The sequence below is a fragment of the Sulfurimonas sp. HSL3-1 genome, assembly GCF_039645995.1.
Lineage (GTDB): Bacteria > Campylobacterota > Campylobacteria > Campylobacterales > Sulfurimonadaceae > Thiomicrolovo > Thiomicrolovo diazotrophicus.
This window is the reverse complement of the sequence record NZ_CP147920.1, coordinates 1,074,943-1,099,400: the sequence shown is the minus strand read 5'-3', so window position 1 is coordinate 1,099,400 and position 24,458 is coordinate 1,074,943. Positions and strand designations below refer to the sequence as shown.

The window sequence follows — 24,458 nt, the reverse complement described above, 5'->3', positions numbered from 1 at the left end:
CGCTTAACGACCTTACGCCTATTGATTGTATGCGCTTCGGGAACCGAAGCTAATGTAGGTAGCTGTTTTTTTACAGGAAAAGCCAGAGGAGAAAAGCGAAGCCGATGCCGAGATTCAGCCAGCTGCCGCCCTCTTCAAAGAGCATGACCAGCAGCTCGTACCAAGTGGCCAGCGGTTCGGCGGGGACGTCGAGCATCTGCGCATGCGCGTAGGCTGTGATGTCGGCGCCCCAGGCGAACGCGATAATCTCTGGGACAAAGAAGAAGAGTACGATGCCCAAAAAGCCCCAGACCGTTTTTTTCGGCTTCATCTGCGCGAGACTGCGGCGCAGGGCGGGATTGTGTTTCAGGCGGTAGGCGGCGGTTGCGATTTTTTCTCGGATCATTAGGATAGAATTTTACCAAAAAGGCAAAAACAATGTCGAAAACAAAACTCCTGATCGTCTGGACGAACGGCGACAAAGAGGTTGCCATGAAGCTCCCGCTGCTCTACGGCTCCGTCATTTTGGAACGGGGTTACTGGGAGGAGGCCCACCTGATGATCTGGGGCCCCTCCATCAAACTGGCCGCCGCGGATGAAGAGGTACAGGCGCGCCTGAAACAGATGCAAGAGAGCGGCGTCACCATGAGCGCCTGCATCGTCTGCACCGACGATTACAACGCCACCGAGGCGCTTGCAGCCCAAGGCATAGAGAACACCCACACCGGCGAGATGCTCACCGAGTGTCTCAAAGATGACACCTGGGCGGTAATGACGGTATAATCTTCCTTATAGGCACCCAAGGAGGAGCAGATGCGGAACTACCTTTTCAACACCGATATCGGGACCTTCGAGATCCGACAGGCCGGCCACGAGCGCTACCAGCTTTGGATCGATGAGGAGATGCTCGGGGAGTATGAAAGCCCGGAAAAAGCGGCCGAGGACGTCGCCGCTTTCAATACCGACTATCCCGAGTGGGACCGGTTGGAAAACGAGTATGGCAACGTCCCTGCCAGCCTAAACGACTGGAGCAGCGTCACCGAGACGACCCCCGAAGCCTGATGGGCAGTGCGCAGCACCGTTTTATCGCGGACTGCCATCTCGGCCGTGTTGCCAAGTACCTCCGCTTCATGGGGTACGACACCCTCTTCTTCCCGACCATCCAGGACACGGAACTGCTCCGGATAGCCAAGGATGAGACACGCACCGTTCTCACCCGGGATGCCGCCCTTGCGCAGCGCAAAAACGTGCCGGTCTACCTGCTTGACGCCGTCGAACTCCACGAGCAGCTGCACGAACTGGCGGCGCATTTCGGGTTGGAAATAGGTGAGGATGCGCACCGGCGCTGCCTTGTCTGCAATGCCCCGCTCGTGCGCGTCTGCCCCGCCGCGATTCAAAAGGCCGTACCCGAAAAGGTCTACAAGACCTTTGACACCTTCCGGCAGTGCCCCGAATGCGGCCGCGTCTACTGGAACGGCGACCACTACCGCAACATGATTCTTCTCCTGGAAACGGCCCTGCAGAACGCCATTGACAGCCAACAGTAGTGCGACTGCCCTCCCGAGGCTAGCCTATGCCGCTTTAACTCGCTCTTTGTACTTTGCCAGGCGGTAGGCCTGCTGCAGGTTCGTGCCGATCATCGCCACGACCGCCGTATCGACCTTCCCGGCATCGGCCATATCCTGCAAAATGGCGAAGGCCGCGTCCGGCTCCATCGCCGCACGGTAGGGACGCGTCTGCACCAGGGCCTGGAAGATGTCGGCAACGGTCACGATCCGCGCTTCGAGGGGGATATCCTCTTCCCCCAGGCTATAGGGGTACCCCTTTCCGTCGAGCATCTCATGGTGCAAAGAGGCGATCCGGGCGATCTCCCGGAAGCCGTGGATGCGCCGCAGGATCATGTTCGAATCGAACCCGTGCCGGTTCATCAGTATTTTCTCCCCGGTGTCGAGCCGCCCGTTCTTGTTCAAAATGGCGTCTTCAACCCGCAGTTTGCCGAGATCGTGCAGGAGTGCAGCGATCTCCACCGTCTCGCGCCGCTGTTCGTCCAGCCCGAACCCCCGGGCCAGGAAATTTGCCAACGCCGCGACCCCGAAAGAGTGTTCAAAGGTGAAGGGGCTCTTCGCATCGACAACGTCGGCGAACATCTGCGCCATCTCCCGCACGGCCGAGAAGGAGAAGGGTTTGTTCTCTCCCCTGCCGACCCACTCCATCAGCTGCTCCTCCAGCGGTTCGTCCTCCAGGGAGAACCAGAAGGAGTTCCGGCCCGAAGCCGTCCGGAACGCCTCGACGAAATCCGGCGCGAAAAAGGTGCCGCTGTGCTCGACGATGATACGTTCGATCTCCGCGCTCCGCTCCAGGCCAGTACCACCCATCTGCGAGCGGAGCGCATCGACCCTGTCGCTAAGATAGATAAGGTTCGCCAGCTGTTTGACACGCCGGTCAACGGGCAGATGCTCCAGAAGCTCCCAATGGGTGTAGTGGTAGTAGACCGGCAGTGCGAAGCGCTGAAAGAGTGCCACCTTGCCCAGCAGGATCGCCCCGCGTTCACAGTGGATCTGCTCATCCTTCCACTCCAGCTGCGTCACCAGGGAGCGGTGAACGTCCGTCGTAGACACGCCGCAGTCGTGGAGCATCCCGATACCGATGATGTCGTCTATAAATGCCTCGTCGAACCCCGCGGCTCTCGCGCATTCGGCGGCGATGAATGCCACCCGTTTTCCGTGGCGCGTGTCGTCGATACCGACAAGGTCGAGGGCTTCGGTGAGGGCGTAAATCACTTCGCGAATATTGAGTTCGTAGTCCATCGTTAACACTTTTTGTGAACGTTATTATCTAAGAAGATCATAGCACATTCCCTCTAACCGAACGGCATGTTTCCGACACAGTATCGCGTTTTTTCCCGCCGCGCGGATAGGATATAATTCACCCATGTCTGCCTACTTACCTCTCTGCCGACTTCCGCTGCGCAAGACGGCCCGTTGCCGATGACCGAACGCTACACCGCCGACACCGGCACGTTCGAAGAGGACGAAGAGCCGCTCTGGCAGCGCCGCGCGCGCGAAGATGCCCAAAACGCCGAGGCGCTCGCCGCCCGCAACGACAAAACCGTCTACCGCGAGGGCGACCAGGTCGGCAACTTCCTCTTTGTGCGCTATATGAAGGCAAAGAACCGTGCGATCTTCGCCTGCCCCGACTGCGGCAAGAAGTTTCAGTACAACGTCTACACCATCAAGCAGAAAAAGCGCTGTAAATGGTACAAGGGGCACACAAACCAAAAAGGAAAACGATGACCGACGAAGAGAAACTGTTCGAGATGGTGGAGCGCTGCGTCGCCGACGCCGTTATCGCCCTGGAGAACGACCGGCCCCTCCTCCCCTTTGCCAAACTGCTGGCGCAGAACGGTACGGTACGCGATCTCGCCTGCGAATGCGCCGAAGAGAAACAGTGCTACGAGCACCTTCTCGAACGCCTCAAGGGCGAAGTGAAGATGGAAGACGTCGACGCCATCGCCCTCGTGGCCCGCGTCACCATCCCCGAGCAGTACAGTGCCCCCTCGCCCCAGGGGATCCGCATCCATGTCGAGGAGAGGGCGCAGGCGCACAAAAAGATCTCCGCGCGCCTGCTCTACGTCCCCTATGACCTCTTTGTCGCCGACGGAGAGGAGAAGCGCAGCGTCATGCTCCACAACCCCATTGCCATCGGGATGCCGATGGAAGTCTACGGTTCATAGCTTCTCCGGCTTGCACAGCGCGCCCTTCTCCGCTGCGGTGCGCAGGCATTTTCTGCAGTAGTATTTCGGGAAGGAGAGCAGCTTTCGCAGCGCCTTGTCCGGCTTCTCATCCGTATTCAGTCTCATCTTGCATAGGGTTTTCATCCCGGCTCCTCTCCCTCCCGTTTTTTGGCAAGCGCTCTTTCTCCCCATTATAGCACTGCCGACCGCAGAAGGGGCGCCGCAAGACTCGTATAGATTTTCATTATGCATACAGTATGTTTTTTTCGCTAAAATTGATTAAATATACTTATAGAAGGAGCGAGCATGACAACGACGGTCAACGGTATTGAAATACACTATGACGACCTGGGATCGGTCGACATGCCGGCACTGATCTTTCTGCACGGCTTTCCCCTGAACCGGACAATGTGGCAGCGCCAGGCGGAAGCCTGCAGGAAGCACTGCCGGGTCATCGCTTACGACCTAAGAGGACACGGGGAGACGGAGGGGGGAGAGGAACCCTTCTCCATTCCCCTCTTTGTGCAGGACCTGCTCTCGCTGATGGACGCCCTGCGGGTCAAAACGGCGACGCTGTGCGCCCTCTCCATGGGCGGGTACATCGCCCTGCGGGCGGCGGAGGAACACCCTGAGCGCTTCAACGCCCTCATTCTCTGCGATACGCAGTGTGCCGCCGATACGCCCGAGGGACGCGAGAAGCGGCTCAAGGCCATCCGTGCCATCGAAACGGACGGCGTCGAACCCTTTGCCGAGGGGCTGCTGGGCAAACTGCTGGCGGAACAGACGTTTGAACAGCACCCCGAAACGGTCGCCGCGGTCAGGGAGATGATCGTTTCGACGCCCGCGCACTCCCTCGTGCACTCCCTGCGCGCCATGCGCGAACGCGACGAGACCTGTAGCCTACTCCCCCGGCTCACCCTCCCGGTGCTCATCCTCGTCGGCGAGGCGGACCAAATCGCGCCGCCGGACGCTTCGGTCTACATGCACAACGCCCTCCCGGCCGCCGAGCTCGTCATCATTGAAGGGGCGGGGCACCTGAGCAACCTCGAGAATCCCGAGGCGTTCAATGCCGCCCTGCTCCCCTTTCTCTCCGGGCACTGCCACCGGGACTAGCCCGAGATCATCTTGGAGGTAATCCCCTTCTGGTCGCGGTTGTCGGCGACGAAAACGCCGGCAATGTGCAGCGCGACAAAGGCGACGATGGCCCAGGCGACAATCTCGTGCAGCTCCTTGACCGAACCCGCGACGTCTTTGGCAAGGCCGATCTCCTTGTAGAAGTGGATGAGCAGCCCGCTGATGGCCATAAACGCCATCACGGCGTAGATGACTTTGTAGCCTCTGTAGACCCACGCCATATGGCTGTTCTCCGGCGCGTAGCCGAACCCCTCTTTAAAAATCATCACCAGCCGCCAGAGAACGAGCACGGCGAAGACGTAGCCCAGGATGATGTGCCACTCCCACATCGGTGCCCTCACCGCCTTGGCCAGGGCCGCCGCCTGCTCCGTCGTCACGGTAATGCCGAATGATGCGAGCTTCTCCAGCAGAATCTGCGAATTGGTGTGCCAGCTCAGAAAGGTCTTGCGCAGGAAAAACGTCCCCAGCAGACCGAGGACGACGACGGCGTTGGCCCAGTGCCAGACGCGCAGTTGTAACGAGTAATCTTTCATGATCTCCCCTCCCGGTTAATTGGGAATATTATACGCCATATTCCCCAAACCATTGTTGCTGCGGCGTAAATGAATGTAAACCGCCAAGGCGGCGCGGAAGATCAGCACGCCTCCCCGGGAAAGGGAAGGCGGATCGTAAAGCAGGCGCCGGCCTTCTCATTTTTCACGGTGATCGTGCCGCTGAACTTCTGTTCGATGATCTGCCGGGTCATGTAAAGCCCCAGCCCCGTGCCCTGGCTTTTGTGCTTGGTCGTAAAATAGGGGTCGAAAATCTTGTCGATGATCGCCTTGTCGATGCCGCCGCCGTTGTCGCAGACCTTGATGACATACTGCGATCCTTCGACGAACCCTCTGCACTGGATAAAGCCCGCTTCGGTCCCGTTGCTCTTGATGGCATTGGCCGCGTTCGAATAGAGGTTGATCAGCGCCTGTTTTAGGTTGTTCAGATGACCGCTGATCCGTACGTTTTCGAGATCGTTCTCGTAACGGATCCGGTTGCCCATAATGGAGCTGATCACGAGGGTATGCAGCGATTTGTCCATATCGCTGATGCAGAAACTGTCGTGCCCCCCGTCCTCCTGGTAGTAGAGGCGGAAATCGTCGATCGTGTCGGAGAGGTACTGGATAATCTCGCTGCAGTGGCTTTGAAACGCTTCGAATTCGCTCTCGCGCGTGTCGTCCTGTGCCATCATCATCTTGACCGACATCCCCGTCATCAACAGCCCCAGGGTGTTAAGTGGCTGCCGCCACTGGTGCGCGATGTTGCTGATCATCTCCCCCATCGCGGCGAACTTGTTCTGCTGAAAGAGCATCGTGTCCTTCCGGCGGCTCGCTTCGATCTCCTCCCTGATCCGCTCCTCGAGGTTCCGGTTGATCGCCTCGAGCTTCCGCTCCGCTTCGAGCTGTTCGGTGATATCGAGACTGAGACCGACCAGGCCGCTGACGCCGTGCGACTCGTCTTCGACCCGCGTCTTGACGATCAGGACCTCATGCACTTTGCCGTCGGTAAAGGGGATCTTCTCATAGGAGAGGTGGGGTTCGCTCTGCTGCAGTGCCGCGGCATCCGAACGCATGCAGCTCTTCGCGGCTTCCGGCGAGTAGAGCGGTTCGTAATGGGGAACGGAGAGGAAGCGCTCCTCGCTGATGCCGGTGGCATCGCAGAAGGCCTTGTTGACGAACCGGAGTCTGCCGGAGACGTCCTGGGACCAGATCCCGATGGGCGCCGTATCGAGGATCGTTCGAAAGGTGAGACGCTCATCCGGGGCCAGGATCTCCCGCGCGCGTTCATCCTTCACCCCTAGACAGCGCGAAACGAGGTGGCCGCTGGAGAGTTTGTAGATGTAGCCCTCCTGCCAGAGATTGGTGAAACCGAAACAGGGGACCAGGGCGATCTCCTGCGCCTCTCCCGTACGGTACACCTCCCGGAAGAATTCAATCAGAGGACGGGTTTCATTGACCGGATAGAGCGTAGACAACGCTTCGCTGACGGACTCTCCCACGTCAAAACGGCAAAACTTCTTTGCTTTGTCATTGATGTAGACGACCTTGAAATCGTTGCCCTCCTCCAACGGTTCATAGACAGTGATCCCGATATCGACAAGGTCAAAAATCTCTTCAAAACTGAACATGCGTCTTCTCCTGCCTCATTTTAGCGTAAGGGAGGTATACAAAGGCCCTGCCGAGGCGTTCACGGAAATGACTCTGTTCATAGTGTCACTTTCCGCACGCTGGTCCACCGCGCGTCCTGACGAACAGCCATGACAAACGCCGGCGGCAGGGAGGTTGCGCAGTAGTCGATGTCTTCGGGATTGAAGTCGGGACGGGCGGGGTCGAGGAACTTCGCGACCGTCTCGCAGCCGTAGATGCGCCGCCGGACCTCATCGGTATCCATCGCCTCGCCCAGCAGCAGCGAGCGTATATACTCCGCGCAGGCGAAATCCTCGTCTCCGGTCGGGTGGGAGGCGACGAGGTTGATCCGCGCATCGGAGCCGCCGTAACGCGCCTGCAAGTAGTGCGCCGTCGCCTCGGCATTGGAGAAGCCCGTCAGCAGCACCGCGGGCGCGCCCAGCGAGTGCAGCGCCGCCTTGACGCCATTCGTCGTCTTCTGCACGATTGTAAGCCCTTCCAGTTCGGCAAGGGCGAAGCGCGCCGGCGAGTTGTCGAGGTCGAACCCTTCGATGGGCAGTCCACCTACTTCGCCGGCCAGCAGCACCTCCGGCCGTTCCTCTCGCACGGCGAAGGCCGCCGCGACGTCCGGGACGAGGAGGATCTCCGCCGCGCCCCGCAAAAAAGCGTAATGCGCCACCGTAAAAGCCCGCACGACATCGATGACAACGTTGACCTCCGCATCGGGAAGCGCAAGGTCGTTGCCGCGGAAAATCTCAACCCGGGGTGTCACTGATGCTTTATTCTCCTAAATGTGGCTGATGTCGTCCGAGTGGATCTTTTTGAGGTCCTCTTCCTCCAGTCCGTCATAGCTGTAGACGAAACAGGCCGGTTTTTCTTTGACGGTCTTGTGGATATCCCAGAACGCATCGAGGTCTTTGACGATGATCACCTTCTCGGCGCGCAGCTCCTCCAGCGGAAGGCCGACGAGACCGTGGGACAGTGTGATCGTAATAAGCTCCATCATTTCGCTGTTGATGATGATGGGGCCGTTGCCTTTGAGAAGAACGACTTTTGGACGCGTTTTGTTTTGCACTGTAGAGAACCTTTTTTTGACTCCCCTATTACAAAAACCGTTCTACCCCAACCCTCAGTTGCCGAAAACCTTCTGCAGGAGCTCCGTCGTACGCGCCGCAGGGTCGGTACGGATCTGCTTCTCCTCTTCGGCAATGACCGTAAAGAGGCCGTCGACCCCCTTGGCCGTGATGTAGCCGTCGAGGTCGCGCGGGTCGTACTGCGTCGCGTTCGATTCACCCGACAAGGAACCAAGCAGCTTCGTGACTCCCGTCTGCTCCAGCACCGGCGCGCCGTAACTGTCGTAGGTATCGACCATTGTCTTGTAGTACTGCGTTACCTCTGTCTCCTGGGTGTACTGCTGGACAATCGGCAAGATCGCCGCCTGCAGCGCCGGGCCGGAGTGTTCGCGGAAATACTCCGTCGCCGCGTTGTCCGGACCCGTCAGGATCTTCTTCGCATCCTCGATGCTCATGGCGGAGATGGTGTCGGCAAAGATCTTCGCCGTCTCCGGCACGGCCTTCTCCGCCGCCCGGTTCATCGCCGTGACGAAGTCATCGGCATACTTGCCCATCCCCGCCTTGCGCAACCCCTTCTCGACCATCATCAGCTTGTCGGGCACCGGGATCTTCACCAGGCTGTTACCGAGGAAACCGTCCTGCTGCCCCAACTGTTCAATGGCCTGTTTGACACCCTTGTTGAGCGCCTCGCGCAAACCGCCGTCGATATCCGTGATCGAGAGCCCGGAGGCATCGTTCGTCTGCGTCTCCCCAGAAGTCGTTTTTGTCACTGTCTCCATGATGGAGTCGAACAGCCCGGCATTGAGGGTCTGGGTCGTGAGTACCACAGCCAAAGAAGAGGTCATTAAAAGTTTTGAGAAATGCATAGTTGGTCCTATGGGTTCGTTTGTCTAGCAGTATGCCATAAATCCGAAAATGCATTTAAACGGCATTGGAATGAGAATTGCTTATCCGATGCAAAAAGGAGAGTCATGATCCCGGAGGAGCATTACGACAACCTGCAAAAAAGCGCCCCAAAGGTGGCAGAGAACATCAATGCCATTACCGAGCAGACGTTTAAAATCCTGCTGACGGAGCACCCGGAACTGAAGGTACTGTTCCAGGGAGCCAAAGCCGACATGCCCCAGCAATTCAGCTTTGCCGTCATTGCACTGACCAGCTTTATCGACCGCCCCGAAAAAATGAAAACGTATGCAGAAAAATTCAAAGCCATGTATCCCACCGCAACGCCTGAGCAGTTCGAGCTCATCTTCGAAGCGCTGCTCAAAGGCATGAAACAGGTTCTGGATCGCAAAGCCCCGCCAAAAGCCATCAACGCTTGGGATGCCGCACTGACCCATCTTAATCACGACTACCTGTACAGCCAAACTGTTTGATGGAAGTCCACGGAATTCATCCCTTTTCGCATTCATACCAGAATATGAACTTCTCAAGTTCATCAAATTCTTTGTCCTTAGTTTGTAGCGTGATTACTAGCATCCCAATTAATGGCAGAATTGTGATAGATACGAATACGATATATACCAATAATGCTTTTGAGATGACATCACCATTTGCCAACATACCTGCTATCGCACTCCACCCAACCATTAAAAAGGCCAAGTTTGTTGCAAATAATTTATGATCCCAAAAAGACGGATATACTCTTTTTCTTTCTTCTTGAAGAAGTGCTAGAACCCCATCAAAGTCACATTTGTCATTTGGGGTCAAGCTTTCCCTAAAATATTCATATCTTGACCCAAGCCAATACTTTCTATATTTCTTTATTTTTTTTGAGTTGTGATAATATTTTTCTAACAACATTATCGACTTTCCATAAATAATCCATATCATCCATGCAAGAAACAACATCGTAAATATGATCAATGATAAGATATAAATCCAAGATTCATCAATGAATTCTGCACTTATGATTGGGAACGCTACACTGGCAATTAAACTAATAAAGTAAATCACTGTCCATTTTGTTAGGCCCGGTACTTTTTTTGCTAGCGCCCAAACAGTACTATTTTCATAGGCATTTTTCATTTGCATATAACATTTACGTGTCAGCTTACTATCTTTTTTTTCTTCTTCCGCGTTCATAAACACTCCTTTTTATTTTCCTAAATTTTATATCCAAATATTTTATTTGCGATTTTTGTTGCATATTGTCATTCACGTAAAGGATGGATTTTGATCATTTAAGTCACTTAAAAGTAACATACACTGCAATAATATGATGACAAGATTTTAAGCATTTAAAGGACACTCCCATTGGGTGAAGAGAACAAAAAGATTTTAGAACAGCAGCTTTGGAACATTGCAAATACACTTCGCGGGAAGATGGATGCGGATGAGTTCCGCGACTACATTCTCGGGTTTATCTTCTACAAATACCTTTCCGAAAAGATGGAAGATTATGCCGATGAGATCCTTGCCGAAGATGGCATAAAGTATCTCGATATTGACGAAAAAACCGAAGACGGTAAAGAGTACCTTGAGGCCATCCAGGAAGAGGCTATCGAGAAACTGGGATATTTCCTCAAACCCACTGAGCTTTTTAGCCAGATTGCAAAACGCGGTAACGGTGAAGAAGACAACTTTATCCTGGAAGACCTGACTCAGATTCTTCGCAATATTGAGCAGACGACGATGGGGCACGAGAGCGAGGATGATTTCGTCCATCTCTTCGAAGACCTCGACCTCACCAGTACTAAACTGGGCCGGACCGAGGCAGCAAAGAACACCCTAATTGCCAAGGTGCTCTCCCACCTCGACGCCATTAACTTTGAGTTGAAAAACCACGACCGGGACGTTCTGGGCGATGCCTATGAGTACCTCATCGGCCAATTCGCAGCAGGCGCGGGTAAGAAGGCGGGGGAGTTCTATACCCCGCAGCAAGTTTCCAAGATCCTCGCCAAGATCGTCACTACGGGCAAGACGAAGCTCAAATCGGTTTACGACCCGACCTGCGGTTCCGGTTCGCTGCTGCTGCGCGTCGCCAAGGAGGTCGACGACGTCTCAAACTTCTACGGGCAGGAGCTCAACCGTACTACTTACAACCTCGCCCGCATGAACATGATCATGCACGACGTCCACTACCGCAAGTTCGATATCAAACAGGAAGACACCCTCGAACATCCGCAACATATGGACAAGCGCTTTGAAGCAGTCGTGGCCAATCCCCCCTTCTCCGCCCACTGGTCGGCGAACCCGCTGCACATGAGCGACGACCGTTTCAGCCAGTACGGCAAGCTCGCCCCCGCTTCCAAAGCGGACTTCGCGTTTGTGCAGCACATGATCTAGCACCTCGACGACAATGGCATCATGGCGGTCGTCCTGCCCCACGGCGTGCTTTTCCGGGGCGCGGCAGAAGGGCACATCCGCCGCTATCTCATCGAGGACCGCAACTACCTTGACGCCGTCATCGGCCTGCCAGCCAATATTTTCTATGGGACCTCTATTCCAACCTGCATCCTGGTCTTCAAGAAGTGCCGCGAAGCCAGCGACAACGTCCTCTTTATAGACGCTTCTAACGAGTTCGAAAAGGCGAAAAACCAGAATATCCTTACTAACGCTAACGTCGAGAAAATTATTAACACCTACCGCAACCGGGAGGCGATCGAGAAGTACTCCCACCTCGCCACGCTGGAGGAGATCAAGGAGAATGACTACAACCTCAATATTCCCCGCTACGTCGATACTTTCGAGGAGGAGGAGCCGGTCGATCTGGATGCAGTCACCGGCGAGCTTATAGCCCTCGATGCTGATATAAAAACCAACGATGCTCAGATCGCCGAGTTTTGTAATGAACTCGGCATCCCGACGCCGTTTTGAGTGTTACCATGACTGCGGTAAGCAAAGTTCCGAAGTTACGGTTTCCTGAGTTTAGTGATGAATGGCATGAAAATTTCATTGGAGAGTTATATACAAACCTGAAAACTGGATCGACTCCCAGCAGACTTGTTAAAGACTATTTTCAAGGAAACAATCTTTGGATAACTAGTGGTGAATTAAATTTTGGTCATATTAATGACACAATTGAAAAAATCTCTGATCAAGCAATCAAAGATACAAATTTACGCCTTTACCCAGTGGGTACATTTTTTATTGCGATTACAGGATTAGAAGCTCCTGGTACACGAGGTAAATGTGCAATCAATGATATTCCAGCTACGACAAATCAGTCATGTATGGCATTTTATGAAACAGACGAAATACATACTAAGTTTTTGTTTTATTGGTATCTAAAATATGGCATACCCCTTTATTACAAGTATGCACAAGGTACGAAGCAACAAAGTTTCAATAATACAATAGTTGAAAAGTTTGTTTTACACTATCCTTCGAAACCTGAACAACAAAAAATCGCCTCTTTCCTCAACGCCGTCGATACCAAAATCGAAAAGCTCACTAAAAAACAGGAGCTGCTTGAGCAGTACAAAAAAGGGGGGATGCAAAAAATCTTCTCGCAGGAGATTCGCTTCAGAGCGGATGACAAGAGTGAGTTTCCGGAATGGAAAGAGAAGCTATTTGGAGAGATTTACTCTTTCATCAACACGAACAGCTTTTCAAGAGCTCTGATGAATGATGTACAAGGAAGGGTCAAAAACATTCATTATGGGGACATCCATACAAAATATCGTTCTAATTTCCACATAAACAAAGAAAACGTACCCTTCCTCAACGACGATATAGAAATCAGTAAGATAAAAGATGAACAGTATTGTCAAGTGAAAGATTTGGTTATTGCGGACGCCTCTGAAGACTACAAAGATATTGGTAAAACAATTGAGTTGATAGATTTGCAGAATGAAAAGCTTTTAGCGGGTTTGCATACATACATTGCCAGGGACAAAAATGATGTAATGGCACTTGGGTTTGCCAGCTATCTGATGCAGACAAACAATATTAGAAATCAGATTATGAAATCGGCAACGGGTATATCGGTATTAGGAATCTCGAAAAACAATTTGTCAAACGTGAAGTTTTTACTTCCTTCAAAAGAAGAACAAACCAAGATAGCCGATTTTCTCTCCGCCATCGACACAAAGATAGACCTCGTTTCCAAAGAGCTGCAAAACGCCAAGCAATTTAAAAAAGCACTACTACAACAGATGTTTATATAAAAGAGCACTAATGGATTCCGTAAGAACACTTATCGCTGAAAACTCAGAAAAATATGGAGAGTTTAGCTACTACGAACTTCTCATAGAAAAAGTGGAAACAAATCTTACTCCACATCCTGATATTGCTATTGAAGCTTGCAAAGCATTAATCGAAGGTATCTCTAAAACGATTTTATTGAGACTAGACAATTCTCTTACTGAGAAAGATATGAGAGAATGGCCATTTCAAAAACTGTTTAGCACTACTGTGAACAAACTTGGCGAACTAAGTGATGAATTTGAAGCAGAGTTTATTTATCACTTTAGACACCCCATTCATTTGCTAGGTGAAATTCGTACGCATAGAGGTGATATTGCGCATGGCAAGCCAGTTCCTAAAGTTTTGTGTAGCTCTAAAGGATTTGCAAAATTTATAGAAGAATTTACTGGAGTGGTCATTGTCTATATGCTTAAGCATTTTTTTGCTTTAGAAATAACGAGAATCGAGCAAATTTCCTATGAAGAAAATCCTAACTTTAACGGCTCTTTAGATGATTCATTCCCACTAGGTGGTTATGTAAAATACAGCAAAGCGCTATATGAACAAGACTACACATCCTACGAAGAACAACTTCAAGACTATCTCCTTGATCAAGAAAAGATTGAGCCAGAAATAGTCTCAGAAGAAGAGATTGAGCCACTAGAAGAAATGACAGAGCAAGTCTATAAAAAGGAAGATGCTGAACCAATAAAAGAAGAACGCGATATTAGTGACACAATTGAAGAGCGATACAAAGACCTATTAAGCTTAGAAGGTAGTGAAGAAGCAATAACGACACTTTGTCAGGATGAAAATCTTTATATTAACGAGCTTCTAAAAATTGTTGAGACATATCAATTTGATCATCGTGTTCCTCTACCCGATGCGATAGTAGACACTATGAAACATAGGCCTAAGTTATTACAGAGACGTGAAGCAGTAGAAAGAGTCACGAAGGCACTACTTGCATTTGTGAAACAATACATTGCCAAAGATGAAGAATGAGTACCGAGCATCAACACTTACTGATAAAAACAAGCAATTCGGAAAAGGACTGCTTCAGCAGATGTTTGTGTAAAGCAATAAGAAAGAAGGAAGATCATGAATATTATCAGTGATGCGAAGAAGATTGATAAAAAAATGACCTCATTAATAAAAAAATATCAAGAGATTTATATCGCCACCGCATGGGCTACTTTAGGTTCGGATTCTTCCCAAGCTCTTTTAAATTATTCAAAAAAAATCTCTATGATGATAGTCGGTGTATCCGGTTACAACACTTCACCTGAGTTCATAGAAACTTTCTTGAATGTAAATAGCGTCAAATATATGTTTAGTACTAAAGGTGTTATTTTTCATCCTAAGATTTATTTGTTTATGAACTCTAAATCAGATTGGGAGTGTCTAATAGGCAGCGCAAACTTCACACGTGGAGGGCTTGCAAATAATATTGAGATGATGGTTCATCTAAATAGTCAAGATGCTGACACCAAGACATTCATCGATAATATTTTAGATGAAATCAACAAGTACTTTTCACTTGCTTATCGGATGACCCACGAAAAATATCAAATATATTTGAAAGACTATAATGCACAAGAAAATAATAGAAACAATGTAGATAAGTCCAATGAAAATGCTCAACAATTAATGACTGAAACTCCAATTAACTTATTAAGTTGGAAAAATTTTTTTGACAAAGCAAAACATGCTTTAGACGATTCACTGGAAGAACGTTTGAAATTACTAGAACATGTACAAGAGTATTTTAAAAAATATAGCAGTTTGAGTGAAATGCCAGATGACATCGTAAGACAAATTGCCGGCACCATTAACTATGGAGAGCATGACGTTAATTGGATGTATTTCGGTCACATGGTCTCTCCCTATTTTAAAAAGCAAATCATAGAATCAGCTGACGAATTTTCAAAAGCATTAGATGCGATTCCTTTAGAAGGCGAGGTTTCTAAAGAAATGTACATGAAGTTTGTTAATTTTGTCCAATCAAACGTGCCTTACGGATTTGGGGTAAAAAGCTTGAGTAGACTATTAGCGATGAAAAGACCTGACATTTTTTATTGTGTAACAAAGAATAATACCTATCCTGTTTATAGAGATTTTAATATGGATGAGCTCAAACAACATGATTATGAAAGATATTGGGACGAGGTTATTGTGAATATACATGATACTCCTTGGTATAAAAGCTTGGAACCTTCTAGTGATGAAGAACGAAAGGTTTGGAAGGTACGGGCCGCAATGCTGGATATCATTACCTATTAAGATTAGAGCTCGAAAAACATGAGTGTTCAACCCGAAGCCAGCCTCGTCAATCAATCCAAAAAAAGACTGCTCCAGCAGATGCTTGTGTGAGGTGCAACATGGAAAATCTTCTAAAATTTTTTGAAAGTACTCAACAACTAATTCAAAAACAAAGGGAAGCATTACTTCACAAAGTTAATACAATCACTGGCTATGAGCTTGTTAGTTTTGCACATGATAAATTTAGTGATATGGCTGCAGGTGCTAATCGTGATGACGAAATATACACAATACTCAGAAACCGGCTTGTACAAAACAAAAGCTTTGAACAGCATTTACCAATCTGGCTAAAACAAAATAGAGATGTAAGACAGTTTTGGGATTTTATTAAAAATAAATTTCCGACTTACGAAGAAAGAAGAATATTTATAAAAAATGAGTTTTTACCACTACTTGATAAATTAGAATTCCAAACACTTGCCCCAATAGAAGAAACAATAACTTTTGATGAAAAGCATATCCATGAATATTGGATCAAAGCAATAGAACGCAAAGGTAATGACCCCGAGGGTGCTATTACCATGGCAAGGACTCTCATCGAAAGTGTTTTAAAACATATTCTAGATGAGCAAGACATAGAGTATGATGTCAATATGGATCTATCTGAATTATATAAAAAGGTGCAAAAACATTTAAATCTTGCTCCAGAACAACATCAAGAAGCGATTTTCAAACAAATTCTTGGTGGAGCCAGCGGCATTATTAATGGTCTAGGAACTTTGAGAAATAAACTAGGGGATGCCCATGGAAGCACTAAGACAAAAGTAAAACCTCTGGAGCGCCATGGTGAGTTAGCAGTTAATATGGCAGGTTCTATGGCAATCTTTTTATATAAGACCTATACTGAGAGTAAAGAGGATAAATGAGCACCCAACCCGAAGCCGTCCTCGAAGCCAACCTGGTCAAACAGCTCAGCGAAGAACTGGGCTACGAAAAAGTCCTCATCACAGATGAAGCGGCCCTCAAAGCAAACCTCAAACACCAGCTCGAAAAGCACAACAAGACCACGCTGAGCGACACCGAGTTCGCCCGCATTCTTAATCACCTTAACAAGGGCAACGTCTTCGAAAAAGCGAAGATCCTCCGCGACAAGTTCGCCCTCCCCAAGGACGACGGCACGACTTCTTACATCGAGTTCCTGGACTCGGAGCATTGGTGCCAGAACCTCTTCCAGGTCACCCAGCAGGTAACCATCGAAGGTAAGTATAAGAACCGCTACGATGTCACCCTGCTCATCAACGGCCTGCCTCTCGTGCAGATCGAGCTCAAACGCCGGGGTGTGGAGCTCAAGGAGGCCTTCAACCAGATCAACCGCTACCAGCGCCACTCCTACGGCTACAACAGCGCCCTCTTCAACTACGTGCAGCTCTTCGTCATCTCCAACGGCGTCAACACCAAGTATTACGCCAACAACAAAAAGCAAACCTTCAAACAAACCTTCTTCTGGGCAGACAAAGAAAACAAAAACATCCACAACCTCGAAGCTTTCACCTCGGTCTTCCTGGAGCGCTGCCACATCTCCAAGATGATCTGCAAGTACATCGTCCTGGCGGAGGTGCCGAAGATTTTGATGGTGCTGCGCCCCTACCAGTACCATGCCGTCGAATCAATCATCGACCGGGTGCAAAATACGAATAAAAACGGCTACATCTGGCACACGACTGGCTCGGGCAAGACCCTCACCTCCTTCAAGGCCTCGCAGATCCTCGTCAAGCTCCCGCATGTGCACAAGGTCGTCTTCGTCGTCGACCGCAAGGACCTCGACTTCCAGACGACCAAGGAGTTCAACAGCTTTGCCGAAGGAAGCGTCGACGGTACGGACAATACGAAGATCCTCGTCGACCAGTTCCTAGGTCGCTACAAAGACAAAAAAGGCCAAAGCGTCCAGACAGACCTCATCATCACGACGATCCAAAAGCTCAACACCGCTATCAGCAAAAAGCGCTACCTAAATGAGATGGAGCAGCTACGCGATGAGCACATCGTCTTCATCTTCGACGAGTGCCACCGCAGCCAGTTCGGTGAGACCCACCGCAACATCACCCGCTTCTTTGAAAAGGCGCAGATGATCGGCTTTACGGGGACGCCTATTTTCGAAGAGAACGCCGTCGGGAACAAGCTGGGCAAACGCACGACCGCCGACCTATTCGGCGACCGCCTGCACCGCTACGTCATCACCGATGCCATCAGCGACGACAACGTCCTGAAGTTCTCCGTGGAGTACGTCGGGCGATACAAGGAGAAAGAGAGCGCCAACGAGCTCGATATCGAAGTGGAGGCCATCAACACCCAGGAAGTGCTGGAAAGTCCCTACAGAATCGAAAAGATCGTCGACTACATCCTCTCTGTCCATCCTCGTAAAACCCATTCCAAAGAGTTCACGGCGATGATGTGCGTCGGCAGCGTGGACATGCTCACCAAGTACTACGAGACCTTTAAGAGTAGAAAGCACGACCTCAAGATCGCTACGATCTTCTCCTACACCGCCAATGAGGAGGACAAAGACGCCAACGGGCTGATCGACTTCGACGAGACGAAAGTGGACGAAGAGCACATCAACAAGCACAGCCGCGAGAAGCTCGACGAGTACATCAACGACTACAACGCTATGTTCGGCACGAAGTTCAGCACCAAAGACAGCCAGAGCTTCTACAACTACTACAACGACATCTCCAAACGGGTGAAACAGCGTGAAGTCGACATCCTCCTCGTCGTCAACATGTTCCTGACGGGCTTCGACTCCAAGTCCCTCAACACTCTCTACGTCGACAAGAACCTGAAGTACCACGGCCTTATCCAGGCCTTCTCGCGCACCAACCGCATTCTGGGCGAGACGAAATCGCAGGGGAATATTGTCTGCTTCCGCAACCTAAAAACAGCGACCGACGACGCCATTGCCCTCTTCTCTGATCTGGATAAAAAAGACAAGATTCTCATGGGGCCTTACGAAGAGTATGTCGAAAAGTTCAACGAGGCTTTCGCGAAGCTCATTGCTATCGCCCCGAGCATCAACAGCGTCGATGCTATCATCGACGAAGAGAAACAGCTGGAATTCATCAAGGCATTCCGGGAACTGATGCGGGTGAGGAATATTCTGGAGGGATTCGCCGACTTCGACTGGAACAACCTCTCCATGGCGGAGCAACTCTTCGAAGACTACAAGTCCAAATACCTCGACCTTTACGAGCGGACCAAAAGCCGCAATGAAACGGAAAAGGTCTCTGTCCTGCAGGAGATCGACTTTGAGCTGGAGCTCATCCACAAGGACGAGATCAATGTTGCCTATATCCTCAAACTCCTGGCCAAATATAGAAAGGCCAAAACAGAAGAGCAGCAGAAGCAGCGTGACACCATCGTCAGCATCATCAACGCTCAGCCCGGCCTCCGCAGCAAGCGCGAGCTGATCGAGAAGTTCATCGACGACCACCTGATGCACATCGAAGACGACGATCTCATCGATGATGCGTTCGAGAAATTCTGGGACGAAGAGCAGGTCAAAGCTTTTGACGAACTTTGCGAAGAAGAGGATCTCAACAAAGCAGAAGTCAACAGGGTTATCGACACCTACCTCTACGACGGCAGGCCTCCGCTAAAAGACGACATCGCCAATACGCTCAACGTCAAACCGAAACTGCTTGAACGCAAAAAAATCGTTCCGAGAGTACTCGATAAGATTATGGGCTTTATAGAGAAGTTCTATGATGGCGGAGGGAGTCTCGGTTCTTCTACGGAGAAAGCGGCTAATTCTTCGAATTATGCCAATGCTATTTCCGGCAACGCCATGATGGCGGCGGAAGAAAGCGAAGAGTATATGGAGAAAGCACCAAAATAGTAATCTGCTAGTGTATCTCCTTCACCCGCCCTACTTCGCCGCTCATCAGCCTCACCTTGATACCGTGCGGATGCGTGGCGCTTTTGGTGAGAATGTCGCGGACGATGCCGTCTGTCAGTCGGCCGGTGTCCTGGTCCTGTTTCAACACGATGGCAACGCTCAATCCGAAGCGTATGTTCTTTCTTTGTCTGGGATCCGGCATGGTGCTCATATCAGCTTCACTTCGACTTTTTTCCCAAACGCCTTGGCCACACGTTCAAGAAAATCAATCCCGATGTTAACATTGCCATTTTCGATGCGTGAAATGACGGCCTGTGTCGTTCCAACCTTTTCCGCGAACTGCTTCTGCGTCAGGTCATACTTGATGCGGAGTTTCAACAGCTGTGTTATGACTTGATAACGGGGTTCAAGACGATCCCATTCGCGTTTAAACTCTTCATTTTTCAATTGTTCTTTTATCAATCTCTGGAGTTCACTCATGTTTTCATCTCCTTCATGCGCTGTTTGGCAATATCAATCTCTTTTCTGGGTGTCTTCTGCGTCTTTTTCACAAAACCATGTAGTAAGACAAATCGTCTACCGGTGTGTGCAAAATAGATAATCCGGTAGATACCTTTATGATCTTTCGCCCTGACTTCGTACAGTTTCTCTTCCAGGTGTTTTACATATGGCTCTCGGATACCTGTACCTAACTGCTCCAAGAGATCCAAATTTCTCAATACAACTGTCTTGGTCTTTTCTTCCAGAGAGAGAATCCACTCATAAACCGGTTTTGAGCCGTTCTCATCTGTAAAAAACACCACTTCTCATTTCATGATTATGCCTCATAGGATATAAATAATATCTTATTAGATATATTTAGATTGATCACAACATCCCCTCTTCCCGCAGACTCAAGAACCCCTCTTTGGTCAAAATAACATGATCGAGCAGCTCTATCCCCAACAATATCCCCGCCTCCCTGAGGCGCCGGGTAACCGCGGCGTCCTCCCGGCTCGGGGCGAGCTGGCCGCCGGGGTGGTTGTGGGCAACGATGATCCCCGCCGCCCTGTCCGCAACGGCATCGGCAAAGACTTCACGGGGGTGCACGAGGGACTGGTTGAGGGTCCCGATGGAGACGACGCGCTTCTCGATAAGGTGCGAGGCTCCATCCAGAGCCAGGGCAATGAAATACTCCTGCTTTTTGGCCCCGTATTCGCGTAGCAGTTCGTAGACATCCGCAGCTGAGGTAATTTTGACATGCTGCTTGATGAGATAACGCCGGGAGAGCTCGACGGCGGCGAGGATCTGCGCGGCTTTTGCCTCGCCCATGCCATGGATGGAAGTAAGGTCATCGAGCGTCAGGGATTCGAAAGAGGCATCAAAGAGCCCTACGATCTCCTTGGAGAGCTGCAGCACATCCTTGCCCGGAACCCCGCTGCCGAGCAACACTGCCATCAGCTCATACGCCTTAAGGGTAGCGGGACCTTTTGCCAGCAGTTTTTCGCGGGGCTTGTCGCCTTTGTAGAGTTCCTGGAGCTTTTTCATGCAATAATTCTATCGTAATATAACTATATATGTTATATTAAGTTTTAGAAAAACCAAACCGAGCTTCTGCCCATTGATTAACGCGCTTCAGGGACTGAAGCTAATGGAAATATAGAGCTTCGGCACGCCGAAGCGCATCCAATCAATTGGGGCTTGGCCTTGAGCATTCCTTATAAGCCATCCCGGAGGCCCAAAGCCGGGAGGGATGAGCGATTTGCGAAAGGCCGCTTTTTGCGCTACTTTTTCTAAAAAAGTGGCAAGAAAATATTCCCTTCATTCCTTTCTTTTTACAAAGAAACGAACCCAAAGAAAATCGTCGTGATGTGAATCGCACGTTCCTCCCGTCGTATGGCCTCCGGAACGGCTTATAAAGCACACATCCCGACCTTCTGCCTATTGATTTAAATACGCTTCGGGAACCAAAGCTAACTGAAAAATATTGAGCTTCGACACGTCGAAGCGCGTTCAAATAAATCAAGCATTGGCCTTGAACGCTCCTTATAAGCCATCCCGGAGGCATAAAGCCGGGAGGGATGAGCGATTCGCGAAAGGCCGCTTTTTGCGCTACTTTTTCTAAAAAAGTGGCAAAGGAATACACTCTATTCATTCTTTTCTTTTTCATAAGAAAAGAACCAAAAGAAAATCGTCGTTGCGCGAATCGCTCGCCCTTTCTCGGCTTTATGCCTTCAGGGCGACTTTCACGGCATGCTTAACGACACTGAGCCTATTGATTAATGCGCTTCGGCAAACCGAAGCTAGCGTCAAAAAAAGAGCTTCGACTCGTCGAAGCGCATTCAATAAAATCGGAAATTGGCACTGAGCGCTCTTTGAAAGCCGCCGCATGACGCTGCATTATTCGTATTCTCTTCATCAAAGGTCGCTTTTGCGCACTGTTTTTCGCCTTTTTTACAGCATTTCGCACCCTAGAACAGCGTAGGAAGGGGACGTTTCCATGTGCGGGTGCTATTTCTCCTCTTCGGTTATAATGCCTCGACCAATCAAAAGGAGTCCCCATTATGAAACTGATTCCGGTGGCCGCGATGGCGGCAGTGATGTTGCTCAGTTCCGGCTGTGTTATGAAGAGTACGCACGAGGCGACGCTGCAGGAGCTGAACCAGACCCGCGCGCAGCTCGGTTCCGCGCAGCAGACCATCAAGGAGCAGCGCGACGAGATTGAGCGCAACCAGGCGCAGATCGCCAAGGACCGCGAGGAGATCGCCAAGGGCAAGTCGCAGATCGAGTTCAACAACGTCGAGCTGAGCGAGATGGAGATGCGCAAGCTGCAGCTCCAGCAGGACCTCGAGGCGGCCCGCAAAGAGCTGGGGGCTTCCCAGGAGCAGCTTGAGACCATGAAGCAGATTGAGGCCGAGACGCAGAAACGCAACGAGATCTACGCGCAGTTCGTCAAAGAGCTGCAGAAGATGATCGACGGCGGGCAGCTGACCGTCTCCATCGAGAAGGGGCGCATCGTTATCAACCTCCCCGATGAAGTCCTCTTTGCCAGCGGCAGCGCGACGGTGAACAAAGCGGGCCAGGAGGCGCTTGCGCAGATCGCCAAGGCCCTCGCCGCCTTCCCCGACCGCCGCTTCCAGGTCGAGGGGCACACGGACAACGTCCCCATCAAGAGCGCGCGCTTCCCGAGCAACTGGGAGCTCTCCACGGCGCGCGCACTCAGCGTCGTGCACCTCATGATCGACGAGGGCGTCTCCGCCGACAACGTCTCCGCCGCCGGCTTCGGCGAGTTCCACCCCCGCGCGACCAACGAGACGCCGGAGGGGCGCGCGCTCAACCGCCGCATCGAGATCATCATGCTGCCAAACCTGGAGATCCTCTCGAACGAGCTTCCTAAGCTCGCCGAGTAACGCCTACGCGGGCACATTGTGCCCGCACCCTCCCCCGTATCACCTTTTTATCTCCTCCCGAAACGACCTTCTCCATTTTATTTTGCTTTTATTTTTTAGGAGTTATCATGAGCTTAGTACGTACTAGAGATCTTTAACAAGGTACCGCAAAGGAAGCCAATGAATCAAACGAATTTATTGGCGGTTTTGGGTCCCTCGTTGCAAGAGGATGCCGCCCCTAATAGAGAGTTGGGGTATGGGCTGAAACGCGACGAAGGATCGGGTAAGCGAAGTAAGATGCTTTTCTGAGTCAAGGTGAAGCCGGGTCGAAGCAGCCAATAGAGCTCGGCGCGCATGACAGTGCAGCGCCACCAGATGCGACCGCGGTCACTTCGCCTTTCACAGACAAGATGCCGGGCAACCTCGTTCCAGAGATTGGAAACGTCGCGCCGCTTAAATCGGGCTCGCGACACTTAGAGAGGTCATATGCCCCTTCGGGAGTTCGGCATCTTACTAAAGGGTGCGCCGTATGCACCGCCTGGGCCAAACATACCGCCCATGGGAGCACAGAGGCTCCCACCGCTGCCGCGTGAAACGGGAGCGGCACTTCAAATGAAAAGACTCCCTGTTCCCGCGCTTTTATTAGAATGCGATTGGCGCGCTTTCAGCAGTTCAGTCGGCGACTTTGCCGCGCAGCTTTTTTTTCTCTCCCTGTTTCTTTTTCGACTGCAATCTTTTTTTGACGGAACCCTTCGTCGGTTTGGTCGCAATGCGCTTCTTTTTGGAGACGTTGACGCTTTTGATCAGCTCGACGAGCCGCTCCAACGCCTCTTCTTTGTTCTGTTCGCGGCTGCGGTGCTGCTGGGACTTGATGACGACGATCCCCTCTTTGGTAATGCGGCTGTCTTTGAGGGCGAGCAGGCGCTCTTTGTAAAAAGGCGGCAGTGAAGAGGCGGCGATGTCAAAGCGCAGGTGGATGGCCGCGGAGGTCTTGTTGACCTTCTGCCCGCCGGAGCCCTGGGCCCTTATGGCCTCGATCTCGATCTCATCCTCGCTGAGGCTTACGTTGTTGGAAATGGTCAGCATGATTCCCTAAAAAGAAGACATCAGGATGTTGTAGAGCAGGTAGACGATGATCGCAATAGCGAAGGCGCTGAGAATCCAGGTGCGTTTATTGGAAGAGAGCGGTTTTTCATAGTCGCTGGATTCATCCAGCTCCGGTTCGCGTTCGTCGAGTTCGGAGAGCGGTTTGTCTGCCATGGTCTTTTCCTTTGGTGAACTTTTACCTCCCATTATAGCGCGACTACAGCTCTTCATACGCCATAGTGTACTGCAGCTCGGGAAAGTGGCGCTCCAGCATCTGTTCGATGGCGTCGCGGTACTGCGCCGCAGCCCGGGCAGTCGGCGAGAGGAAGACGACGGCGATGTCGGCCTCTTTTGGGTATTCGCCGCTGATGTCCATGACGGAGACGTTGAAGCTTTTCAGCCGCTCCCTGATGCTGTTCACGATGCTGCGCCGTCCCTTGAGCGAGTGCGCGTAGGGGAGTTCGAAGTGAAGATCACAGTGGCAGATAATCATGAAAGCCTTTAGCTTTTTGTTATTTTATAATAAGAATATCATAGATTTGTCTGATATAATTGCCGTCTTGAAGCGAAAAAGAGAGAATGAATTTTTCTAGAGGTCAAAATTATGAAAGCGTTTACACAGAAGGTTTGCCCCGTCTGCGG

29 protein-coding genes and 1 pseudogene are annotated in these 24,458 nt (G+C 50.9%); 14 read left to right on the top strand and 16 right to left on the bottom strand.

Annotated features, from left to right (window positions below):
* Positions 1 to 70: 70 nt before the first annotated feature.
* A complete protein-coding gene (locus WCY31_RS05685) occupies positions 71 to 385 on the bottom strand; it encodes a hypothetical protein (RefSeq protein ID WP_345973607.1) in 315 nt (104 codons plus the stop codon).
* A gap of 32 nt (positions 386 to 417) precedes the next feature.
* Between WCY31_RS05685 and WCY31_RS05680 the strand changes: the two genes are divergently transcribed.
* Genes WCY31_RS05680 through WCY31_RS05670 form a run of 3 tightly spaced genes read left to right on the top strand, consistent with a single transcriptional unit; the run spans position 418 to position 1,526 of the window.
* Complete coding sequence (locus tag WCY31_RS05680) at positions 418 to 762, top strand: DsrE family protein (RefSeq protein ID WP_345973605.1); 345 nt, start codon at positions 418 to 420, stop codon at positions 760 to 762.
* 30 nt (positions 763 to 792) lie between these two features.
* Positions 793 to 1,041, top strand: coding sequence for a hypothetical protein (locus WCY31_RS05675; RefSeq protein ID WP_345973604.1), 249 nt, complete (start codon positions 793 to 795; stop codon positions 1,039 to 1,041).
* The gene (locus WCY31_RS05670; RefSeq protein ID WP_345973602.1) at positions 1,041 to 1,526 is read left to right on the top strand and encodes a Mut7-C RNAse domain-containing protein; all 486 of its coding nucleotides are present in this window, start codon (positions 1,041 to 1,043) and stop codon (positions 1,524 to 1,526) included. The genes WCY31_RS05675 and WCY31_RS05670 overlap by 1 nt, the downstream gene beginning before the upstream one ends.
* 24 nt (positions 1,527 to 1,550) lie before the next feature.
* On the opposite strand, the gene WCY31_RS05665 is transcribed toward WCY31_RS05670, so the two are convergent.
* Positions 1,551 to 2,786, bottom strand: a complete 1,236-nt coding sequence (locus WCY31_RS05665; RefSeq protein ID WP_345973600.1) for an HD-GYP domain-containing protein — start codon at positions 2,784 to 2,786, stop codon at positions 1,551 to 1,553.
* Positions 2,787 to 2,966: 180 nt separating this feature from the next.
* On the opposite strand from WCY31_RS05665, the gene WCY31_RS05660 reads away from it, so the two are divergent.
* Positions 2,967 to 3,272: a hypothetical protein gene (locus WCY31_RS05660; protein ID WP_231021102.1), complete on the top strand. Its 306-nt coding sequence runs from the start codon at positions 2,967 to 2,969 to the stop codon at positions 3,270 to 3,272.
* Entirely contained in the window at positions 3,269 to 3,712 is a 444-nt protein-coding gene (locus WCY31_RS05655) for a hypothetical protein (RefSeq protein ID WP_345973599.1), read from the top strand. The genes WCY31_RS05660 and WCY31_RS05655 overlap by 4 nt, the downstream gene beginning before the upstream one ends.
* Here the strand turns inward: WCY31_RS05655 and WCY31_RS05650 are convergent.
* The gene (locus WCY31_RS05650) at positions 3,707 to 3,856 is read right to left on the bottom strand and encodes a hypothetical protein (protein ID WP_345973597.1); all 150 of its coding nucleotides are present in this window, start codon (positions 3,854 to 3,856) and stop codon (positions 3,707 to 3,709) included. The two genes, WCY31_RS05655 and WCY31_RS05650, sit on opposite strands and share 6 nt — an antisense overlap.
* Before the next feature lie 162 nt (positions 3,857 to 4,018).
* On the opposite strand from WCY31_RS05650, the gene WCY31_RS05645 reads away from it, so the two are divergent.
* The gene (locus WCY31_RS05645) at positions 4,019 to 4,825 is read left to right on the top strand and encodes an alpha/beta fold hydrolase (RefSeq protein WP_345973596.1); all 807 of its coding nucleotides are present in this window, start codon (positions 4,019 to 4,021) and stop codon (positions 4,823 to 4,825) included.
* On the opposite strand, the gene WCY31_RS05640 is transcribed toward WCY31_RS05645, so the two are convergent.
* From WCY31_RS05640 to WCY31_RS05620, 5 genes are all read right to left on the bottom strand, one after another.
* Entirely contained in the window at positions 4,822 to 5,379 is a 558-nt protein-coding gene (locus tag WCY31_RS05640; RefSeq protein WP_345973594.1) for a cytochrome b/b6 domain-containing protein, read from the bottom strand. The genes WCY31_RS05645 and WCY31_RS05640 overlap by 4 nt on opposite strands.
* 101 nt (positions 5,380 to 5,480) lie before the next feature.
* A complete protein-coding gene (locus WCY31_RS05635) occupies positions 5,481 to 7,007 on the bottom strand; it encodes a PAS domain-containing sensor histidine kinase (RefSeq protein WP_345973593.1) in 1,527 nt (508 codons plus the stop codon).
* 77 nt (positions 7,008 to 7,084) lie between these two features.
* Positions 7,085 to 7,777: a 2-phosphosulfolactate phosphatase gene (locus tag WCY31_RS05630; protein ID WP_345973591.1), complete on the bottom strand. Its 693-nt coding sequence runs from the start codon at positions 7,775 to 7,777 to the stop codon at positions 7,085 to 7,087.
* A 15-nt stretch (positions 7,778 to 7,792) separates the two neighbouring features.
* Positions 7,793 to 8,080 (bottom strand): hypothetical protein, encoded by a 288-nt coding sequence (locus tag WCY31_RS05625; RefSeq protein ID WP_345973589.1) that lies wholly within the window; start codon positions 8,078 to 8,080, stop codon positions 7,793 to 7,795.
* Between the two features lie 54 nt (positions 8,081 to 8,134).
* Positions 8,135 to 8,905 (bottom strand): DUF4197 domain-containing protein, encoded by a 771-nt coding sequence (locus WCY31_RS05620; protein WP_345973760.1) that lies wholly within the window; start codon positions 8,903 to 8,905, stop codon positions 8,135 to 8,137.
* A gap of 144 nt (positions 8,906 to 9,049) precedes the next feature.
* Between WCY31_RS05620 and WCY31_RS05615 the strand changes: the two genes are divergently transcribed.
* Positions 9,050 to 9,454 carry a globin domain-containing protein gene (locus tag WCY31_RS05615; protein ID WP_345973587.1) on the top strand — a complete coding sequence of 135 codons (405 nt, stop codon included), beginning with the start codon at positions 9,050 to 9,052 and terminating at the stop codon, positions 9,452 to 9,454.
* Between the two features lie 16 nt (positions 9,455 to 9,470).
* Here the strand turns inward: WCY31_RS05615 and WCY31_RS05610 are convergent, their stop codons facing one another.
* Entirely contained in the window at positions 9,471 to 10,163 is a 693-nt protein-coding gene (locus WCY31_RS05610; RefSeq protein WP_345973585.1) for a hypothetical protein, read from the bottom strand.
* Positions 10,164 to 10,334: 171 nt separating this feature from the next.
* Here WCY31_RS05610 and WCY31_RS05605 point away from each other — a divergent pair.
* From WCY31_RS05605 to WCY31_RS05580, 6 genes and pseudogenes are all read left to right on the top strand, one after another.
* Positions 10,335 to 11,897 (top strand): annotated as a pseudogene (locus WCY31_RS05605) (type I restriction-modification system subunit M).
* 8 nt (positions 11,898 to 11,905) lie between these two features.
* A complete protein-coding gene (locus WCY31_RS05600) occupies positions 11,906 to 13,189 on the top strand; it encodes a restriction endonuclease subunit S (protein ID WP_345973584.1) in 1,284 nt (427 codons plus the stop codon).
* A 10-nt stretch (positions 13,190 to 13,199) separates the two neighbouring features.
* Complete coding sequence (locus tag WCY31_RS05595; protein WP_345973582.1) at positions 13,200 to 14,213, top strand: hypothetical protein; 1,014 nt, start codon at positions 13,200 to 13,202, stop codon at positions 14,211 to 14,213.
* Positions 14,214 to 14,309: 96 nt separating this feature from the next.
* A complete protein-coding gene (locus WCY31_RS05590; RefSeq protein WP_345973580.1) occupies positions 14,310 to 15,491 on the top strand; it encodes a phospholipase D family protein in 1,182 nt (393 codons plus the stop codon).
* A 98-nt stretch (positions 15,492 to 15,589) separates the two neighbouring features.
* A complete protein-coding gene (locus WCY31_RS05585) occupies positions 15,590 to 16,396 on the top strand; it encodes an abortive infection family protein (RefSeq protein ID WP_345973578.1) in 807 nt (268 codons plus the stop codon).
* Entirely contained in the window at positions 16,393 to 19,362 is a 2,970-nt protein-coding gene (locus tag WCY31_RS05580) for a type I restriction endonuclease subunit R (RefSeq protein WP_345973576.1), read from the top strand. The genes WCY31_RS05585 and WCY31_RS05580 overlap by 4 nt, the downstream gene beginning before the upstream one ends.
* Positions 19,363 to 19,369: 7 nt before the next feature.
* Here WCY31_RS05580 and WCY31_RS05575 read toward each other — a convergent pair whose 3' ends face one another.
* The 4 genes from WCY31_RS05575 to radC form a co-directional block, all read right to left on the bottom strand.
* Positions 19,370 to 19,564 carry a YwbE family protein gene (locus WCY31_RS05575; RefSeq protein ID WP_345973758.1) on the bottom strand — a complete coding sequence of 65 codons (195 nt, stop codon included), beginning with the start codon at positions 19,562 to 19,564 and terminating at the stop codon, positions 19,370 to 19,372.
* A 5-nt stretch (positions 19,565 to 19,569) separates the two neighbouring features.
* A complete protein-coding gene (locus WCY31_RS05570; RefSeq protein WP_345973574.1) occupies positions 19,570 to 19,842 on the bottom strand; it encodes a helix-turn-helix transcriptional regulator in 273 nt (90 codons plus the stop codon).
* Positions 19,839 to 20,162 carry a type II toxin-antitoxin system RelE/ParE family toxin gene (locus tag WCY31_RS05565; RefSeq protein ID WP_345973573.1) on the bottom strand — a complete coding sequence of 108 codons (324 nt, stop codon included), beginning with the start codon at positions 20,160 to 20,162 and terminating at the stop codon, positions 19,839 to 19,841. Before WCY31_RS05565 ends, WCY31_RS05570 begins: the two co-directional genes overlap by 4 nt.
* A gap of 67 nt (positions 20,163 to 20,229) precedes the next feature.
* On the bottom strand, positions 20,230 to 20,889 hold the full coding sequence (radC, locus tag WCY31_RS05560) for a RadC family protein (RefSeq protein ID WP_345973572.1): 660 nt from the start codon (positions 20,887 to 20,889) through the stop codon (positions 20,230 to 20,232).
* A gap of 1,016 nt (positions 20,890 to 21,905) precedes the next feature.
* Between radC and WCY31_RS05555 the strand changes: the two genes are divergently transcribed.
* The gene (locus WCY31_RS05555) at positions 21,906 to 22,751 is read left to right on the top strand and encodes an OmpA/MotB family protein (RefSeq protein WP_345973570.1); all 846 of its coding nucleotides are present in this window, start codon (positions 21,906 to 21,908) and stop codon (positions 22,749 to 22,751) included.
* Between the two features lie 651 nt (positions 22,752 to 23,402).
* Here the strand turns inward: WCY31_RS05555 and arfB are convergent.
* The 3 genes from arfB to WCY31_RS05540 are packed head-to-tail and all read right to left on the bottom strand — an operon-like array spanning position 23,403 to position 24,309.
* Positions 23,403 to 23,816 carry an alternative ribosome rescue aminoacyl-tRNA hydrolase ArfB gene (arfB, locus tag WCY31_RS05550; protein ID WP_345973568.1) on the bottom strand — a complete coding sequence of 138 codons (414 nt, stop codon included), beginning with the start codon at positions 23,814 to 23,816 and terminating at the stop codon, positions 23,403 to 23,405.
* A 6-nt stretch (positions 23,817 to 23,822) separates the two neighbouring features.
* On the bottom strand, positions 23,823 to 23,990 hold the full coding sequence (locus tag WCY31_RS05545) for a hypothetical protein (protein ID WP_231021079.1): 168 nt from the start codon (positions 23,988 to 23,990) through the stop codon (positions 23,823 to 23,825).
* A gap of 43 nt (positions 23,991 to 24,033) precedes the next feature.
* A complete protein-coding gene (locus WCY31_RS05540; protein ID WP_345973566.1) occupies positions 24,034 to 24,309 on the bottom strand; it encodes a DUF503 domain-containing protein in 276 nt (91 codons plus the stop codon).
* Positions 24,310 to 24,458 lie beyond the last annotated feature (149 nt).

Bases quoted from the DNA above. Each gene is read 5' to 3' on its own strand.
- WCY31_RS05675 (WP_345973604.1), top strand. From the start codon at position 793: ATGCGGAACTACCTTTTCAACACCGATATCGGGACCTTCGAGATCCGA.
- WCY31_RS05580 (WP_345973576.1), top strand. From the start codon at position 16,393: ATGAGCACCCAACCCGAAGCCGTCCTCGAAGCCAACCTGGTCAAACAG.
- WCY31_RS05650 (WP_345973597.1), bottom strand. From the start codon at position 3,856: ATGAAAACCCTATGCAAGATGAGACTGAATACGGATGAGAAGCCGGAC.
- radC (WP_345973572.1), bottom strand. From the start codon at position 20,889: ATGAAAAAGCTCCAGGAACTCTACAAAGGCGACAAGCCCCGCGAAAAA.
- WCY31_RS05570 (WP_345973574.1), bottom strand. From the start codon at position 19,842: ATGAGTGAACTCCAGAGATTGATAAAAGAACAATTGAAAAATGAAGAG.
- WCY31_RS05610 (WP_345973585.1), bottom strand. From the start codon at position 10,163: ATGAACGCGGAAGAAGAAAAAAAAGATAGTAAGCTGACACGTAAATGT.
- WCY31_RS05640 (WP_345973594.1), bottom strand. From the start codon at position 5,379: ATGAAAGATTACTCGTTACAACTGCGCGTCTGGCACTGGGCCAACGCC.
- WCY31_RS05645 (WP_345973596.1), top strand. From the start codon at position 4,019: ATGACAACGACGGTCAACGGTATTGAAATACACTATGACGACCTGGGA.
- WCY31_RS05655 (WP_345973599.1), top strand. From the start codon at position 3,269: ATGACCGACGAAGAGAAACTGTTCGAGATGGTGGAGCGCTGCGTCGCC.
- WCY31_RS05680 (WP_345973605.1), top strand. From the start codon at position 418: ATGTCGAAAACAAAACTCCTGATCGTCTGGACGAACGGCGACAAAGAG.
- WCY31_RS05615 (WP_345973587.1), top strand. From the start codon at position 9,050: ATGATCCCGGAGGAGCATTACGACAACCTGCAAAAAAGCGCCCCAAAG.
- WCY31_RS05545 (WP_231021079.1), bottom strand. From the start codon at position 23,990: ATGGCAGACAAACCGCTCTCCGAACTCGACGAACGCGAACCGGAGCTG.
- WCY31_RS05585 (WP_345973578.1), top strand. From the start codon at position 15,590: ATGGAAAATCTTCTAAAATTTTTTGAAAGTACTCAACAACTAATTCAA.
- WCY31_RS05670 (WP_345973602.1), top strand. From the start codon at position 1,041: ATGGGCAGTGCGCAGCACCGTTTTATCGCGGACTGCCATCTCGGCCGT.
- WCY31_RS05575 (WP_345973758.1), bottom strand. From the start codon at position 19,564: ATGCCGGATCCCAGACAAAGAAAGAACATACGCTTCGGATTGAGCGTT.
- arfB (WP_345973568.1), bottom strand. From the start codon at position 23,816: ATGCTGACCATTTCCAACAACGTAAGCCTCAGCGAGGATGAGATCGAG.
- WCY31_RS05600 (WP_345973584.1), top strand. From the start codon at position 11,906: ATGACTGCGGTAAGCAAAGTTCCGAAGTTACGGTTTCCTGAGTTTAGT.
- WCY31_RS05685 (WP_345973607.1), bottom strand. From the start codon at position 385: ATGATCCGAGAAAAAATCGCAACCGCCGCCTACCGCCTGAAACACAAT.
- WCY31_RS05665 (WP_345973600.1), bottom strand. From the start codon at position 2,786: ATGGACTACGAACTCAATATTCGCGAAGTGATTTACGCCCTCACCGAA.
- WCY31_RS05540 (WP_345973566.1), bottom strand. From the start codon at position 24,309: ATGATTATCTGCCACTGTGATCTTCACTTCGAACTCCCCTACGCGCAC.
- WCY31_RS05595 (WP_345973582.1), top strand. From the start codon at position 13,200: ATGGATTCCGTAAGAACACTTATCGCTGAAAACTCAGAAAAATATGGA.
- WCY31_RS05635 (WP_345973593.1), bottom strand. From the start codon at position 7,007: ATGTTCAGTTTTGAAGAGATTTTTGACCTTGTCGATATCGGGATCACT.
- WCY31_RS05555 (WP_345973570.1), top strand. From the start codon at position 21,906: ATGAAACTGATTCCGGTGGCCGCGATGGCGGCAGTGATGTTGCTCAGT.
- WCY31_RS05660 (WP_231021102.1), top strand. From the start codon at position 2,967: ATGACCGAACGCTACACCGCCGACACCGGCACGTTCGAAGAGGACGAA.
- WCY31_RS05590 (WP_345973580.1), top strand. From the start codon at position 14,310: ATGAATATTATCAGTGATGCGAAGAAGATTGATAAAAAAATGACCTCA.